Origin of the sequence: Candidatus Nitrosopumilus salarius BD31 (assembly GCF_000242875.2) — an archaeon.
In the GTDB taxonomy this organism is placed as follows: Archaea; Thermoproteota; Nitrososphaeria; order Nitrososphaerales; family Nitrosopumilaceae; genus Nitrosopumilus; species Nitrosopumilus salarius.
In genome coordinates this window covers 62,609-77,529 of record NZ_AEXL02000023.1, presented here as the reverse complement: position 1 = coordinate 77,529, position 14,921 = coordinate 62,609, and the positions used below count along the sequence as shown (strand labels likewise).

Below are 14,921 nucleotides of genomic sequence, written 5' to 3'. Positions count from 1 at the left end.
CAAATCACATTTTCTTGATGAGTAATCTATCTGTAATTGCAGGAAAATCTTCAGAGGATTTAGCAAGAAAATTATCTAGAAAATTAAAGGCAAATTTTGTAAAATCAGAGATTAGGGTTTTTCCTGATGGAGAAAGTAAGATCACATTGAATGGAAATATCTCTAAGAAAAAATCTGTAGTAGTACAATCAATCTATCCGCCTGTAGATACTAATCTAGTTCAAACTTTGTCAATAATTTCAAGAGCAAAAGAAGTTTCTTCAGAAGTGATTGCAGTAATTCCATACATGGGATATGCAAGACAAGATAGAGAATTTTTACCAGGAGAAATAGTCACAATGAAGGTTTTAGGCAAATTATTCAAAGGTGCAGGCGCTTCAAAAATAATCGCTGTAGATATTCATAGTGTTATTGGCTTCAAGTATTTTACTATAAAAACAAGAAATGTATCAGCTATTCCAGATCTTGTAAAATATTTTAAAAAATTGAGCCTAAAAAATCCTCTTGTAGTATCACCTGATCAAGGTGGAAAAGAAAGAGCAAAAGAATTTGCAAAAGAATTTCAGTCAGAGTACATTGCATTAGAGAAAAAACGAGATAGAAAAACCGGTAAGGTAGAAATTAAAACTAAAAACACAAAGGAGGTAGCAGAAAGAGATCTTATTTTAGTTGACGATATGATAAGTACTGGTGGAAGTATAATCAAAGCCACACAATTTCTTAAAAAACAAAAATGTAAAAGAGTCTATGTTGCATGTACACATGCACTTTTAATGAATGATGCAGAAAGGAAGATAAAAAAATCAGGAGTTACAAGCATCGTTAGCGCGAATACAATTCCAGGTAAAACATCATTGGTAGATGTCTCTAATACAATTGCAAAGGCAATAATATAATGCCAGAAAGTTTTTTTGTTTTATCTAAAGATTACCTAGAGCTTGCAACAGATGAAATCGTTGCCATATCAAAGATGTATGATAGGTTTTCAAAAATAAAAATAATATCTAATTTAGTGATTGTTCAATCAAAAACTAATTGGAAAGAAATTGCAAAACGAGCAACTTTTGTTAAGATCTCGGGTCAAATATTACGAAAGATGTCAGGATTATTTTTAGACGAAGATAATTTTGAAGTACTTAAAAATGCAAAGACATTTGTTTGCAGAATAGTAAATTTATCATCAAATCAATTCAATGTAGCTGAATTAGAGAATTCTATGGGAGATATGATATCAAAGTTCTCACATGCAAAAGTAAAATTAGAAAATCCCGATATTACAGTATATCTTATTTTTACTAATGAAGAAAACTTTTTTGGATTTTCAAAACGAGTTAAAGAAGTGAAAAGACCAATAAAGATCAAAAAATATCCGCATGAATTGGATTGGAAATTAACTAGAGTGATGATTAATTTAATAGGATTGAAGAAAGGTGAAACTGTTTGTGATCCATTTTGTGGTACAGGTACCACTCTTTTGGAAGCAGAATCTATGGGTATTCATGCGATTGGATTAGATTTTGATGAAAAAATGTGTGAAATGTCTAAAGAAAATCTAAAGAAAAATGGATACAAATCTCAAGTCATTCAGTCTGATTTTCAGGAATTATCTAATATATCTGAAAAATTTGATGGTATTGTGACTGATTTACCTTATGGAACGTCCTCAAAAACATCAGAAAAACCTCAAGAAATTTTAAAGAAATTTTTCTCAATTATGCCCAAAAGAAAAAAGATTGCAATTATGTATAAAAAAGAATTGGATAACAATTTGAAATTAAGCGGATTAAAAAAATATCACATCTATAGGCATAAAAGCTTGACAAGAACAATCTTGATTAAATGAAACTTGTATTTCTAGGAACGTCAGCTGCACAACCTACAGAAAATAGAGGGTTATCTTGTATTTGTTTAGAAAGGGATGGAGAAATTTTGATGTTTGATGCAGGAGAGGCTGCTCAAATTTCATATATGAAATCAGGATTAGGATGGAATAAAAAAATGAAGTTGTTTGTTACACATTTACATGGAGATCATTGTATAGGAATTCTTGGATTACTTCAAACAATGTCTATGCAACATAGAACTGAAACATTGGAGATTTATGGACCAAGTGGAATTGAAGAATTTATTGCAGCTAATATCAAAGTACTGAATTTTGGATTATCTTTTCCTGTATTGATTAACATCATTAAAGAAGGAAAAGTATTCGAAGATAAAAAATATTCAATTTATGTATCTAAAGCAAATCATTCCATAACAGCATTTTCTTATTTGTTTGAAGAGAAAGACAAACCTGGAAGATTTAATCTTGAAAAAGCAAAGGAATTAGGAATACCAGAAGGTGAATTATGGAATAAATTACAAAAAGGCAATGAAATAACTATCAATAATAAAATAATTTATCCAGAACAAGTATTAGGAGAAAAACGTGTAGGTAAAAAAATAGGAATATCAGGCGATACAATGCCTACAGATAAATTAGAAAAATTTTTTGAGAATTGTGACTATCTTGTATTTGATTCAACATTTTTAGATAAAGAAAAACAGAAAGCACAGGATACATGTCATTCTACTGCAAAACAAGCTGCAATTTTAGGGAACAATGCTAAAGTAAAAAATTTAGTCCTAACACATTTTTCTGCTAGATACAAAGATGAAGTAGAACATTTGAAAGAAGCATCGGAAATTCATGATTCAGTAATTACTGCAAGAGATCTTTTAGAAATTGAAATCAAATGAGTATGTTTGAGACAATTAAAGATCAAATTGGAGATGTTAAAAAAATCATATTTGTAACAGGTGCTGGAATTTCACAAGAAAGTGGGATACCTACATTTAGAGGAAAAGATGGATTATGGAGAAATTATGATGCTATGAAATTGGCTACGATAGATGCTTTCTATGAAAATCCAAAGTTAGTTTGGGAGTGGTATAATGAACGAAGAAAGAATGTTTTTGCAGCACACCCTAATCAAGGCCATAAAGCAATTGCCGAATTAGAAAAATATGCTAAAGTGATGGTTTTAACACAAAATATTGATGGATTGCATCAAAAAGCAGGGAGTACCGAAGTACTAGAATTACATGGAAGTATAATAAAGATCAAGTGTTCTGTATGTGACTTTAGAGATGAAATCCTCACAGAATTTTCTGAAATACCACCATTGTGTAATTGTGGAAATATGCTTCGTCCTGATGTAGTATGGTTTGGAGAACCTTTACCACAAAATGTGTGGCAAAAAGCCATAGTTTCTGCAAGTGAATGTGATTTAATGGTAATTGTTGGTACATCATTGGTAGTATCACCTGCAAATACACTTCCAATTTATGCAAAACAAAATAATGCATTATTGATAGAAATTAATCCAGAAAGAACAGAAATGTCATCAGATATGGATCTTACTATAAGAAGTACAAGTGCACTTGCTTTACCTAAATTTATTTCAGTTTTAAAAGAGAATTGAACTATGGTTGTGAAAATACACCGTAGATTTTTGAATCAGAAGAATCTCCAGGGTTAAACACTGATGAAGTAACTGTACCATATTCTTCATGTTCAATTATCATATCAATATAATATGGAACTCCATTTCCATCATTTACACTAGTTTCAAATTTAGAAGTAAAATATATGCCTGAAAAAATTTCTTTTTCTGCAGTTCTAATTATAACTTGTACATTTTTTGTTTTTCCACTTGAATCAGAATATTGAAGAAGAATATTATCATCTGATTGTTGTTTCGTGGATAAAGAAAGTGTTTCAGATATAATTGAAGTTGGATTATCAAATGATTCTACAATTGGTTGTGGGTTAGTAGAAGATAAAGAATTTTCTGAATTTGAATGTGTTGTGAAAATATTTTGTATAGATTCAATAGGATTGAAATCCGATACTTTCTCATTAATTACTTTTTGAGATGTCTCTTTTACATCAGTAATTTCATTAGATACTTTATTTCCAGCTTCAGTGATTTCATTAGATATTGAATTGCCAGTTTTATCTACAATAGTATTAAATGATTTATCCATCCTTTGTTCTAACGAGTCTGAAGCTTTAGAACCAAAACTTGTTACATCATTTTTTAAAGAATCAAGTACTGTTGCTGAAGTGGTAGGAAATAAATTATCAATTTCAGTAGAGAAAATCATTCCTCCTAAGATAATAATGCCAGCTATTATGCCTAATTTTATGAACATTGAGTAATTATTCAAAAAAATAGATTTTACATTTAAACTAAAAAAAATAGTCAAAAAAGAGTGAATTTTCTTAGCTAAATTTCGTTAATTTCCAAAAACTATCCAATCAATTATTCCATCAATATTTGAGGAGGTAAGAGTTACCTTAATTGGGCCCAAGGGGGATTCTTCTGCTTGTTCACAAATTACTATTCTTTCAACAAATGCTGCTTGTTTATTGAGATAAAACCAAGTGGTAGTATCTGCTAAATTTTTTTCTAAATTACGACCAAAAACTTTTTGAAAACGGTTGTTATGAATTGCCTCGTAAATTTTTTCAAAAGATCGTAATTCTTTGGACATAGCACTAATTGAATAATTTTCAGTTTTAATTGTAGAATATGGAAAAATATTGGAAATTGCAATTTTAATTTTATCAGGATCTTCTGAAGGGTTTATTGATGAAAACATTTCAATTTTACAATTAATGCTAGGAATTCTCATTTAATCCAACTTTGAATAATTTTAAAAGCAGTTTCAATTAATTCATCTTTTGTTAAACCAATATTTGATATTGCATAGTCAGATAATGCAATCGAATTACTAATTCCTACACCTAATTCACGATTATCTCTTTCTTCAAAATGTTCTTTTGTTTGTGGATCATCTGATCTTCCTCTTTTTTGTAGAAAATCAAACCTAGTATCTGTTGAAGCATGAATTGCTAGTAATTTTACAGTACCAAATTTACGAAGTACTTCAATTTCATCGTTTGATCTTACACCATCGATTAGAATAACATCTGCTGTTGAAGAGTCTATTTGAGATTTAACTAATTCTGCAACTGCGCCAGGGCCATTTTTCTCTCTTAGCTCAAGCATTAATTTTCCAAGATTATCTCGTGTTGGTTCTAGATTTCTTTTTTTTACTTCTTCTCTGACTGCATTACCCATATTGATAATATCATATCCTTTTGATTTCAATCCTTCCGCAATAGTAGATTTACCAGCACCAGGCATGCCTGTTAGACACACAATCAGTTTTGCCATAACATATCAAAAATAGTGCTCGTCTATGAAGTTACCGGAAATTATTATAAAGATACTTCAAAGAAAGTTATGATGCGAACTTTTGTAGCAATTGAAATATCAAATAATGAAACAATCAATTCTATAAAAAAATTTCAGAATGGAATGAAAATCGATGCAAAGCCTGTAGAATCAAATAATTTTCATTTTACATTACAATTTTTAGGAGAAGTTACAGATGAAAAATCAGAAAAAATTATCAAAGCGCTTAATTCAATTGAATTTTCTAGTTTTAGTATAAATCTAAAGGGTATAGGTACATTTCCAAAACCTGAATTTCCAAGAGTGGTTTGGATTGGTACAGATGAAATTGGGGGAAATATGTTAGTTGAGTTATCGAAGAAAGTTGAAAAGGTGTTAAAACCATTAGGATTTTCATCAGATAAACCATTCAAGCCTCACATCACAGTATTTAGGATTAAAAAGAAGATTGGTAATATAACAAACGAATTGAAAAATCAGAAAATAACAGATTTTGGAATACAAAAGATAGTCAACATCAAATTGAAAAAAAGTGAATTGACATCAAAAGGACCAATTTATTCAGATTTAGCGGAGATAAAGGCAAAATGATGAAGAGTATAATTTCCAGAGTTTCCAAGATTGTAATTCCCTCAACGTCACTCGAAAAATCAAAAAAACAAATTGCGCAGTTAGCATTTGATTTAGTCGAAAAAGAAATTATGAAATTTCCAGAAGTGATAGATTTGGAGTTTGGGGGTTCGTTTGCAAAGGGCACGTGGTTATCAAAAGATGCAGATGTTGATATTTTTATTAGATTTAAGAAAAATACATCGGAAGAAAAATTTGAAAAAATTTCCAAAAAAATTGGATTTAATTCATTGAAAAAATATTCTCCTTATGTAAGATATTCACAACATCCGTATGTTGAAGCCAAAATTAAAAACACCAAGATCAATGTAGTGCCATTTTATGACGTAAAAATAGGAGAGTGGAAAAGTGCCGCAGATAGATCAACTTTTCATACAAAATTCATGGATAAGTCACTTACATCTAAAATGAAAAACGAGGTTAGAATTCTTAAAACATTTCTCAAATCAAATGGAATTTATGGTGCAGAAATTGCAAAACAAGGTTTTAGTGGATATATCTCAGAAGTTTTAATTTTACATTTTGGAAGTTTTGAGAATGTAATTAAATCGATATCAGAAATTAAAGAAAATCAAGTTATTGGAAAAACATCAAAAAAATTTGAAACATCTGTAGTAATCATAGATCCAATTGACAACAATAGAAATTTGGCTGCAGCTGTTTCTGATGAAAATATTGGAAAATTTATTCTTGTTTGTAGAGCATTCAAAGAAAAAGCAAAAATGGATTTTTTCAAAAATAGAAAATCACGAACATCGAACGAATACTGGAATAATTTACTGGTGGTAAAATTTGAATATAAAAGTAGAAGTCCAGATATAATATGGGGGCAAATTAAAAGAGTTACTTCTTCATTATCAACACAGTTAGAATTAGGAGGATTCAAAGTATTACGAAGTAAACCTCACACGGATCAACAAAATGAAATCTACTTGTTTTTCTTCTTAGAATCTACAAAAATCAGTCAAATATATTCAAAAAGTGGTCCAGAATTTTTTAGAGAAGATAGTTCTAAAAGTTTTATTTCTAAGAATCTCAAAAATTCTGAACTTTTGTGGGTAAGTAACAACAAAAAGATAATTTCATTAGAAAAAAGAAAACACATTGAGGCGGTAAACTTTATGACAGAATTTTTGAAAAAGAATCTTCAGACAGGTGTACCAAAAGGTCTTCAATCTGATTTTAAACGTGGCTTTAAGGTATCAGTGGGAAACAAAAATTTAAGCAAATCAATTAAAGAGGCTGCAAGTGAATTGGTTTCAACCGATGGCACACTCCTTTATTTCAATTAAGAAATTTGTTGGTGAACCATACTCAAAAATTCTTGGATATCCAAAAGCTACTTCTAGACAAATTAAATCAAGAATTTCTGAGCTAGAAAAATTAAAAATTAAATCAATTGCATTAGTAGGTCCTACAACCCTTGGAAAAACAGCAATTTTGGGAAAAGGATACGTTGGAGTTGTTGTTCTTGCAAAAAAGGGAACCAAGGAAGTTGCATTGAAAATTAGAAGGACAGATTCTCAAAGAAAAGAAATGAAAAGTGAAGCAGTTTTACTAAAACTAGTAAATTCAGTAAATGTTGGACCAAAAATTATTGATGTTAGTAAAAATTTTTTAGTTATGGAATATCTTGAAGGAATTGAGATCAGTAAATGGGTATATTCCTTAAAAGGTACGGGCAGCGCAAAAAAATTAAAATCCATCATTAGAAAAATTTTAGAAGATTGTTTTAGATTAGATCAAATAGGTTTTGATCATGGTGAGTTAAGTAATGTTACTAAACATGTTATAGTTGGAAAAATGAAATCAACCATAATTGATTTTGAGAGCTCCAGCATCAACAGAAGACCGTCTAATGTTACATCAATCACTCAAGCGTTTTTTATTGGTTCTGGAATTGCAAAAAAAGCTCAAAAAATTTACAAAACTCCACCTAAAGAACAGATTATTGACATTTTGAAGCAATACAAAGAAGAAAAATCTAGAGAAAGTTTTGAAAAGCTCTTGAAAATTTTAAAATTATAATGGGACCGGCAGGATTTGAACCTGCGACCACTAGTCCCCCAGACTAGTATCATACCAAGCTAGACTACGATCCCTTGTTTCAGAGGCACAAAATGAAATTATTAAATCGTCGTATTGTTTAACATAATTATTGAAACTTTGTAATATTTGTCACAAAATTTCTGCTACTGATAAGGATCATCTTGATTGTATTCAAAAAAGAAGTATAGAGTTGGAAGATGCTGATTTTAAAAATAGTATTCCAGAAAAACTAAATCTGTCAAAAAATACTCATGAATTAGGTGTAGAAGTAAAAGCTATCTTAGAATATCTTTCAAAAGATAAAGATGAATCATAACCATTTTGCCATTCGTTCTTTTTCAAATTCAATTTTTTTAGAAAGATTATCAGTAGTAGATTCTGAAAGACTTGTAAAAGGTTTTGATTGTGAAAACATATCAACTTCAAGAATTGATGCTGTTTCTTTACCAGATTCTATAAAACATCCACCTTTTCCATCAAATAAGGTTAATTCTTCTTTAGATTGAATTTTTGAAATTATATTTTTGGCAACTGTTATACCTTCTCCTTCTGCAAAAACTCCCGCTTTTGGAACTGTCATTGTTTCTGTAACTGCCATACTAGTAACATCTCCAATTGCAAATACATTTTCAAAAGATGTTTTGCAATCTCTGTTAATTGGAATAAATCCAGATTCTTTAGCCAAGCCAGAATCATAAATAACTTTAGGAGCAATGTGTGGAGGGATAAATAAAAGCAAATCAAAATCAGCATCACTGTTTTCAAAAATTAGTTTAGTAGGTTCTACAGATTTTATTTTGCATGAATTATGAAAAACAATTTTCTCAGAATTTACTAGTTCGAGAATTTGTTCACTCACTTCAGGACCAGCTGCGGGCAAAGTAATAGGAGCAGGACTGTAAAAATCAATTTGAATTGAATTTCGTACTCCACGTTTTCTAAGCATCGAATCTATAAGCAGACTAGCCTCAAATGGTGCAGGGGGACATTTGTAAGGCATTCCCATTATCGAGATAGCTATTTTTCCAGATCTAATATTCATTAATCTATCACGAATTTTTGAGAGTTGGTTATGATCATATAGATTGAATCCATTTTCTTTTGATCCAGGAATTTTTTCAGGAGCTAAAATAGATCCCATTGAGATAATTAGAAAATCATAAGAAATGTTCTGAGAGTTTGTTTTAATATTTTTATTTTGAAGATCAATTGCTAAAATTTCATCTTTAATGAAATTAATTTCTTTTTTTGATAAATCATTGAGTGAACCAATAGAGTCTTCAAAAGTTCTGGTTCCATTAATTATCCATAATTTTGCAAATCCTATCATAAACCAGTCTTTTTTATCGATTATTGTGATTTTTACTTGTGATGAAGAAAGTGAATTTCTTAATTCATTAGCTGATGATAGTCCACCAAAACCACCACCTAATATAACAACATGTGGAATATTTGCCAATTTAACGTTCTTGTGTAGTTGGTCTTATCAAAATCTCATTTACATTAACATGGGGTGGTGATTCAACAGCATACAAAATTGCATTTGCAATATCTTGTGCCTGCAATGCTTCCATCTTTTTTGCATTTTCTATAAATCCTTGTAAAGATTCATCGGTAATTGTATCATTAAGTTCTGTTGCAACAACTCCAGGCTCAATACTAGTTACTCGAATGTTGGAGCGTACACTAAATTCTTGTCTTAATCCTTCAGTAAATGCTGCAACAGCATGTTTTGTTGCACAATAAACACTACCAGCAGGAAAAACAATTCTTCCTGCTACCGATGAAAGATTTACAATGTGACCTGATTTTTTTTCTTTCATATGAGATATTACCGCGGCTGTTGAATATAATACGCCTTTGATATTTACATCAACCATTTTATCCCATTCATCTACTTTGAGACTTTTGAAGAAACTCAGAGGCATCAAGCCTGCATTATTAACAAGAATATCAATAGAACCCCATTTATCTAAAACTGCTTTAGCAAAATTTTCACATTCTGATCTTTGTGTTACATCTAATTTTTGATAAAATACTTCTCCTCCATCAGCGGAGATTTTCCTTGCAAGTTCTTCTAATCTGTTAACTCTTCTAGCTCCTATTGCGACCTTTGCCCCTGCCTTTGCAAGTGTCAAAGCAGTAGCAAGTCCAATGCCACTACTAGCTCCAGTTATTATTGCAACTTTATCTTTAATCATCTAAATCACTTAAACGAATTTGATATGTGCATCGTAAAAATGTTTAGACATTAAGAAGTTGCAAGAGTGATACTAGCACCTTTATTAAAAGAAAATAGTAATTGAAATTATGCAATCAGAAAATTGTGCATATTGTGGCGATTTGACAGATTTGCCATTTCAATGTAATTATTGCAAGGATCCATTTTGTGCAGAACACAGACTTCCTGAAGAACATAGATGTGTAAAACTTAATCAAATTAGAGCAAAAAGATTTGGTGAAAAAAAAGTCATACGAGATGGTGGGCGAAATAAACCGAATATTTTCAAACGAATTTTTAGTAGATTTTAAAAATCAATAAGGACTTTTATCTGGAGAAATTTTTGCACGTCTCCCTTGATAAATAAGAGCAATTGCAAGTGCGAACATTACCAATGCAGTTAATGGGAAATTTTGTGGAGCTGGTAAAATAAACCAATAGTAAACTCCAAAACCAATAGAGATAATTGCTTGAGTCCATAGCTTAATCCATTTTGGAGCTTTAACTAATCTGCTTATAATTTCAACAACAAAAATTCCAATTACTGGGTAAATTGTATAAAATAAAAAATCAATTACATCAACGCCTGTATGAGACATATAATATCAAAATAAAAGGTGTAATTTCTATCTAATCTTCCCAATGAACTTTAGTTGCAATGTTTTTAGCAATTAGTGCCTGAGCATTTTCATATGGAATTGTAGCTATATCTTCAGTTTTAAAAGGACCGTATTTTTCAAGGTCAGCGCCAACAATTTCATCTACTTCGTTGAGGAATCTAATTACAACTTTTTTTGTTTTATGGTTTTGAGCTAATGATTCAAGAAATTTTGATTTTCCGTTAATGATTGCAGAAATTATCATTTCAATTCTTTCTTTTTCATCCTCTTGTGAATCAAAAATGAATTTTTCCTCATCCAAAAGATGACTAATTTCCAGATCAGAAGATTTTGAAATTTTTTCGAGTCTGATTCTGATTAATAATGATGTAAGTTCAATTGCCATTTCTATCATAGTATCTTTGATTTTATTTTCTACACCATCAAATTCTTGTTTTCTTAAATTTCCAATAAAATCAGATAGATTTCTGTAAAAATTTGGATCTATTTCTAAAATAGAATCACTTTCAGTTTCACGTAAAACTATGTGATGTAATGAGTTGATATCAATTTCATTTGATTCTGACATTTCTTACCTAATCCTTAAATGATGGATGTATTTGTGTTTGATTGAAGAAAAAAGTTGCCCTATAAAGTTAGTCATGGTAAAGCAATTCAAGTAACGTATTCACCTGATGAAGTTTTCGCTAGAATTCAGCACGAAGGCATTCAATTTATCGATCTGCAATTTACTGGTCTGACAGGTCATTTTCATCATACAACAATTTCAGCAAATACTTTTACCCCAGAACAAATGCGAGATGGATTACCAAAATTAGATGGTTCGTCAATCGTTGGTTTTGCAAGTATTAATGATTCAGATTTATTATTAAAACCAGATCCAAATACGTTTGCAATTATTCCTTGGATGACTGAAAATAAAACTGCTAGACTTCTTTGTGATATCTATTGGGGAGAAAATAGGGGAAGATTATCAAGAGATCCTAGAGGAATTGCTCAGAAAGCAGAAGAATATATCAAAACTCAGGGTTATGATTTTAGTACTTGGGGACCAGAAGTAGAATTCTTTGTGTTTGATAAGGTACATTGGGATGTTTTAACACCATACAAAGGACAATCATATTCAATTGAATCAAAAGAAGCTCCATGGAGTCAGTCTGGTGATGGATATCCAATGGGATTACAAGAAGGATACTATCCCAGTACACCATCAGATACTTTGACACCATATAGAAATGAATGTGTAAATATTCTCAGTCAAAATTTTGGAATTTTATGTGATAATCATCACCATGAAGTGGCAACTGCTGGACAGTGTGAAATTGATATCAAATATGATCTAATGACAAATGCCGCAGATGCTGCACAATCTTACAAATATGTAATTAAAAATGTTGCACAAAAATATGGAAAAGTTGCAACAATGATGCCAAAGCCGGTTGCAATGGATGCAGGTTCTGGAATGCATGTTAATGTTAGTTTATGGAAAGGAAAGGAAAATGCGTTTTTTGATCCAGATGATGAAATTGAATTAAGCCAAGTTGGAAGATATTTTTGTGGAGGAATAATTAATCATGCAAAAGCACTATCTGCAATTTGTAATCCTACTACCAACTCTTATCATAGATTAGTCCCAGGATATGAAGCTCCTGCATACATTGCATGGAGTTCAGGAAATCGTTCTGCTATCGTAAGAGTTCCAAAACATCTTACAGGAAAACAATATTCACATCTAAAAAGACTTGAGTTTAGAGCTCCTGATCCTTCCTCAAATCCATATCTTGTATTTGCCGCAGTAACAGCAGCAGGGATGGATGGAGTTAGAAAGAAAATAGATCCTGGAGAAGAAATTCGTGATGATATTTTTAAGATGACTAAATCGGATAGGTCTAGAAGGGGAATTGGTGTTCTCCCAAAAAGTTTAGGAGAGGCATTAGATGAATTAGAAAGCGATCGAAAATTTCTCAGTCCAATTTACACTAATGATGTAATTGATAAAATTATAGAGTTAGAAAGAAGAGATCAACGTGAAATAGCTATAAGACCACATCCACATGAATTTTATCTGTACTTTGATGTTTAGATTCTTCCAGTAAACTGAAAAATATAGTATAATGAAATAGCTATAAGACCGAATCCTCCGCCTAAAAATATCATTCTTTTCTTTTCAGATGTTGCAGATTTATACAGTAAAATTCCACCTGCAAGACCTACAAATAACACCAAAACTCCACTGACCACACTATCAAAACTAGTGTTTGTAATTAGTGGATAGAAAAATCCTGCAAGTAATGCAAAAAATGCTATCAAGTAAATGTATTTGAATCCAGTAAGCATTTTCGATGTTGTTTTATTCAATGTTGTTCGTAAAAGTAGTAATCAAATAAACTTTTGAAAAATTTTCAAAATAATTTACATCATTCCGCCCATGTCAGGCATTCCACCCATTCCAGGCATTCCACCCATTCCAGGCATTCCACCCATTCCAGGCATTCCACCTTCGCCACCACCAGGTGGTCCGCCAGCAGATTTCTGAGTAGCAATAACATCATCTATTCTAAGAATCATACAAGCAGCTTCAGCAGCTGCGGAAACAATTTGAAGTTTAACTGCAAGTGGTTCAATGATATCACTAGACTTCATATTAGCAATCTTTGCTTTCATCACATCAATTCCAGTCCATTTTTCTCCTTTTTGTTGTTTTGAACGAAGAAGTGTTAGTGTGTCAATTGGATCCATACCGGCATTTTCAGCAAGTGTTAAAGGAATCTCTTCTAAAGCATCAGCAAATTTTTCTGCAGCTAATTGTTCTCGTCCTTCTAGAGATTTAGCCCAGTTTCTAATTTTTGTTGCAGCAAATGTTTCTGGAGCTCCTCCACCTGCAACAATTTCAGGCTTTAAAATTACATCTTTTACAACCATTAATGCGTCATGAACAGAACGTTCAACCTCATCTACAACTCTTTGCGAGCCACCACGCAAAAGTAATGTAACAGATTTTGGATGTTTACATCCTTCAATGAATACCCATTTGTCTTCTTCAATTTTTCTTTCTTCAACAAGTTCAGCGCTTCCTAGATCCTTTTCAAAAAGATCATCAAGATTAGTAACTATTCTTGCACCTGTAGCTTTTGCTAATTTTGTAAGATCACTTTCTTTAATTCTTCTAACTGCGATTATTCCTGCTTTTGCAAGATAGTGTTGAGCCATATCATCAAGCCCTTTTTGACACAAAACAACATTTGCACCAGAGCCGATTACTTTGTCGACCATTGTTTTTAACATTCTATTTTCTTCATCTAGAAATGATTTTAGTTGTTGAGGATTAGAGATGTTTATTTTGGCATCGGTTTCAGTTTTACTAATTTCTAATGCTGTGTTAATTAATGCAATTTTAGCATCGTTAATTCTTCTTGGCATTCCTCCATGAACAATTTCTTTGTCAAGAACAATACCTTGGATAATAATTGAATCTTTAATAGATCCTCCTGCTTTCTTTTCTACTTTAATATCATCAATGTCAACGTCATACTTTTCACCATTCTTTTCAGCAACAGCCAATACTGATTTTACAATTATATCTGCAAGAAGATCTGAGTCTTTTCTTACAAGTTTAGTTTGCATTGAAGTTTTTGCAATTTTATTTAGAATAGTTTTATCATTTGGAGAGATTGTATCTGCAATAGTTTCAAGATATTCTTTTGCTTTTCTTGCAGCTTTTCTATATCCATCAACAATAATTGTTGGATGCACATCTTGATCAATTAATGATTCAGCTTGTGAAAGCAAAGCACCTGCTAAGATAACGGCAGAAGTTGTACCATCCCCTACTTCGTTATCAGTGGTTTTAGAAATTTCAACTAGCATTTTTGCTGCTGGGTGTTGAACATCAATTTCTTTTAGGATGGTTGCACCATCATTAGTAATAGTTACATCACCTAAGGAGTCAACGAGCATTTTATCCATTCCTCGTGGACCTAGACTGGTATGAACGATTTCAGCAATAATTTTGGCTGCAGCAATGTTATTCTTTTGAGCATCTCTACCTTTAGTTTCTGAACCACCCTCTTTTAGCAATACAACTGGCATAGTTCCTTTTGATGTAGCTTGCATACCCATAGATGCAAAAACCCCCAATTCCCCTTTTATACCTTC

19 protein-coding genes and 1 tRNA gene are annotated in these 14,921 nt (G+C 31.4%); 10 read left to right on the top strand and 10 right to left on the bottom strand.

Annotated elements, in window-relative coordinates; all coding sequences use genetic code 11:
- Positions 1–17: 17 nt before the first annotated feature.
- From BD31_RS01305 to BD31_RS01290, 4 genes are read left to right on the top strand one after another with little or no spacing between them, the layout of a single operon-like run.
- A complete protein-coding gene (locus BD31_RS01305) occupies positions 18–896 on the top strand; it encodes a ribose-phosphate diphosphokinase (protein ID WP_048097314.1) in 879 nt (292 codons plus the stop codon).
- The gene (locus tag BD31_RS01300; RefSeq protein ID WP_008297116.1) at positions 896–1,843 is read left to right on the top strand and encodes a TRM11 family SAM-dependent methyltransferase; all 948 of its coding nucleotides are present in this window, start codon (positions 896–898) and stop codon (positions 1,841–1,843) included. The genes BD31_RS01305 and BD31_RS01300 overlap by 1 nt, the downstream gene beginning before the upstream one ends.
- On the top strand, positions 1,840–2,739 hold the full coding sequence (gene rnz / locus BD31_RS01295) for a ribonuclease Z (protein WP_008297170.1): 900 nt from the start codon (positions 1,840–1,842) through the stop codon (positions 2,737–2,739). The genes BD31_RS01300 and rnz overlap by 4 nt, the downstream gene beginning before the upstream one ends.
- Before the next feature lie 2 nt (positions 2,740–2,741).
- Complete coding sequence (locus BD31_RS01290; RefSeq protein WP_008297080.1) at positions 2,742–3,464, top strand: SIR2 family NAD-dependent protein deacylase; 723 nt, start codon at positions 2,742–2,744, stop codon at positions 3,462–3,464.
- A gap of 1 nt (position 3,465) precedes the next feature.
- On the opposite strand, the gene BD31_RS01285 is transcribed toward BD31_RS01290, so the two are convergent.
- From BD31_RS01285 to BD31_RS01275, 3 genes are all read right to left on the bottom strand, one after another.
- Positions 3,466–4,197, bottom strand: a complete 732-nt coding sequence (locus BD31_RS01285) for a hypothetical protein (protein ID WP_008297110.1) — start codon at positions 4,195–4,197, stop codon at positions 3,466–3,468.
- 84 nt (positions 4,198–4,281) lie between these two features.
- Positions 4,282–4,680 carry an RNA-binding domain-containing protein gene (locus BD31_RS01280; protein ID WP_008297271.1) on the bottom strand — a complete coding sequence of 133 codons (399 nt, stop codon included), beginning with the start codon at positions 4,678–4,680 and terminating at the stop codon, positions 4,282–4,284.
- A complete protein-coding gene (locus tag BD31_RS01275) occupies positions 4,677–5,225 on the bottom strand; it encodes an AAA family ATPase (protein WP_008297194.1) in 549 nt (182 codons plus the stop codon). The genes BD31_RS01280 and BD31_RS01275 overlap by 4 nt, the downstream gene beginning before the upstream one ends.
- Positions 5,226–5,297: 72 nt before the next feature.
- Here BD31_RS01275 and thpR point away from each other — a divergent pair, with 72 nt between their 5' ends.
- Genes thpR through BD31_RS01260 form a run of 3 tightly spaced genes read left to right on the top strand, consistent with a single transcriptional unit; the run spans position 5,298 to position 7,904 of the window.
- Positions 5,298–5,837 carry an RNA 2',3'-cyclic phosphodiesterase gene (gene thpR / locus BD31_RS01270; protein ID WP_048097323.1) on the top strand — a complete coding sequence of 180 codons (540 nt, stop codon included), beginning with the start codon at positions 5,298–5,300 and terminating at the stop codon, positions 5,835–5,837.
- The gene (gene cca / locus BD31_RS01265; RefSeq protein ID WP_048097322.1) at positions 5,837–7,168 is read left to right on the top strand and encodes a CCA tRNA nucleotidyltransferase; all 1,332 of its coding nucleotides are present in this window, start codon (positions 5,837–5,839) and stop codon (positions 7,166–7,168) included. The genes thpR and cca overlap by 1 nt, the downstream gene beginning before the upstream one ends.
- A complete protein-coding gene (locus BD31_RS01260) occupies positions 7,143–7,904 on the top strand; it encodes an RIO1 family regulatory kinase/ATPase domain-containing protein (RefSeq protein WP_008297231.1) in 762 nt (253 codons plus the stop codon). Before cca ends, BD31_RS01260 begins: the two co-directional genes overlap by 26 nt.
- Here BD31_RS01260 and BD31_RS01255 read toward each other — a convergent pair.
- A tRNA-Pro gene (locus BD31_RS01255) sits at positions 7,905–7,978 on the bottom strand.
- Positions 7,979–8,034: 56 nt separating this feature from the next.
- Between BD31_RS01255 and BD31_RS01250 the strand changes: the two genes are divergently transcribed.
- On the top strand, positions 8,035–8,241 hold the full coding sequence (locus BD31_RS01250; protein WP_008297262.1) for a hypothetical protein: 207 nt from the start codon (positions 8,035–8,037) through the stop codon (positions 8,239–8,241).
- Here BD31_RS01250 and BD31_RS01245 read toward each other — a convergent pair.
- Both BD31_RS01245 and BD31_RS01240 read right to left on the bottom strand, forming a co-directional pair.
- Positions 8,236–9,384 carry an NAD(P)/FAD-dependent oxidoreductase gene (locus BD31_RS01245; RefSeq protein WP_008297244.1) on the bottom strand — a complete coding sequence of 383 codons (1,149 nt, stop codon included), beginning with the start codon at positions 9,382–9,384 and terminating at the stop codon, positions 8,236–8,238. The genes BD31_RS01250 and BD31_RS01245 overlap by 6 nt on opposite strands.
- 1 nt (position 9,385) lies before the next feature.
- The gene (locus BD31_RS01240) at positions 9,386–10,126 is read right to left on the bottom strand and encodes an SDR family oxidoreductase (RefSeq protein ID WP_008297235.1); all 741 of its coding nucleotides are present in this window, start codon (positions 10,124–10,126) and stop codon (positions 9,386–9,388) included.
- Positions 10,127–10,235: 109 nt separating this feature from the next.
- On the opposite strand from BD31_RS01240, the gene BD31_RS01235 reads away from it, so the two are divergent.
- On the top strand, positions 10,236–10,457 hold the full coding sequence (locus BD31_RS01235; RefSeq protein WP_008297149.1) for an AN1-type zinc finger domain-containing protein: 222 nt from the start codon (positions 10,236–10,238) through the stop codon (positions 10,455–10,457).
- 3 nt (positions 10,458–10,460) lie between these two features.
- Here the strand turns inward: BD31_RS01235 and BD31_RS01230 are convergent, their stop codons facing one another.
- Together BD31_RS01230 and BD31_RS01225 are read right to left on the bottom strand one after the other, a co-directional pair.
- Positions 10,461–10,745: a hypothetical protein gene (locus BD31_RS01230; RefSeq protein ID WP_008297136.1), complete on the bottom strand. Its 285-nt coding sequence runs from the start codon at positions 10,743–10,745 to the stop codon at positions 10,461–10,463.
- Between the two features lie 31 nt (positions 10,746–10,776).
- A complete protein-coding gene (locus tag BD31_RS01225) occupies positions 10,777–11,334 on the bottom strand; it encodes a DNA replication complex subunit Gins51 (RefSeq protein ID WP_008297103.1) in 558 nt (185 codons plus the stop codon).
- 54 nt (positions 11,335–11,388) lie between these two features.
- Between BD31_RS01225 and glnA the strand changes: the two genes are divergently transcribed.
- Positions 11,389–12,849, top strand: coding sequence for a type I glutamate--ammonia ligase (glnA, locus tag BD31_RS01220; protein WP_008297089.1), 1,461 nt, complete (start codon positions 11,389–11,391; stop codon positions 12,847–12,849).
- Here the strand turns inward: glnA and BD31_RS01215 are convergent.
- Both BD31_RS01215 and thsB read right to left on the bottom strand, forming a co-directional pair.
- Positions 12,846–13,124, bottom strand: a complete 279-nt coding sequence (locus tag BD31_RS01215; protein ID WP_048097312.1) for a hypothetical protein — start codon at positions 13,122–13,124, stop codon at positions 12,846–12,848. The two genes, glnA and BD31_RS01215, sit on opposite strands and share 4 nt — an antisense overlap.
- Positions 13,125–13,178: 54 nt before the next feature.
- Positions 13,179–14,885: a thermosome subunit beta gene (gene thsB, locus BD31_RS01210; protein ID WP_048097311.1), complete on the bottom strand. Its 1,707-nt coding sequence runs from the start codon at positions 14,883–14,885 to the stop codon at positions 13,179–13,181.
- Between the last annotated feature and the right edge of the window lie 36 nt (positions 14,886–14,921).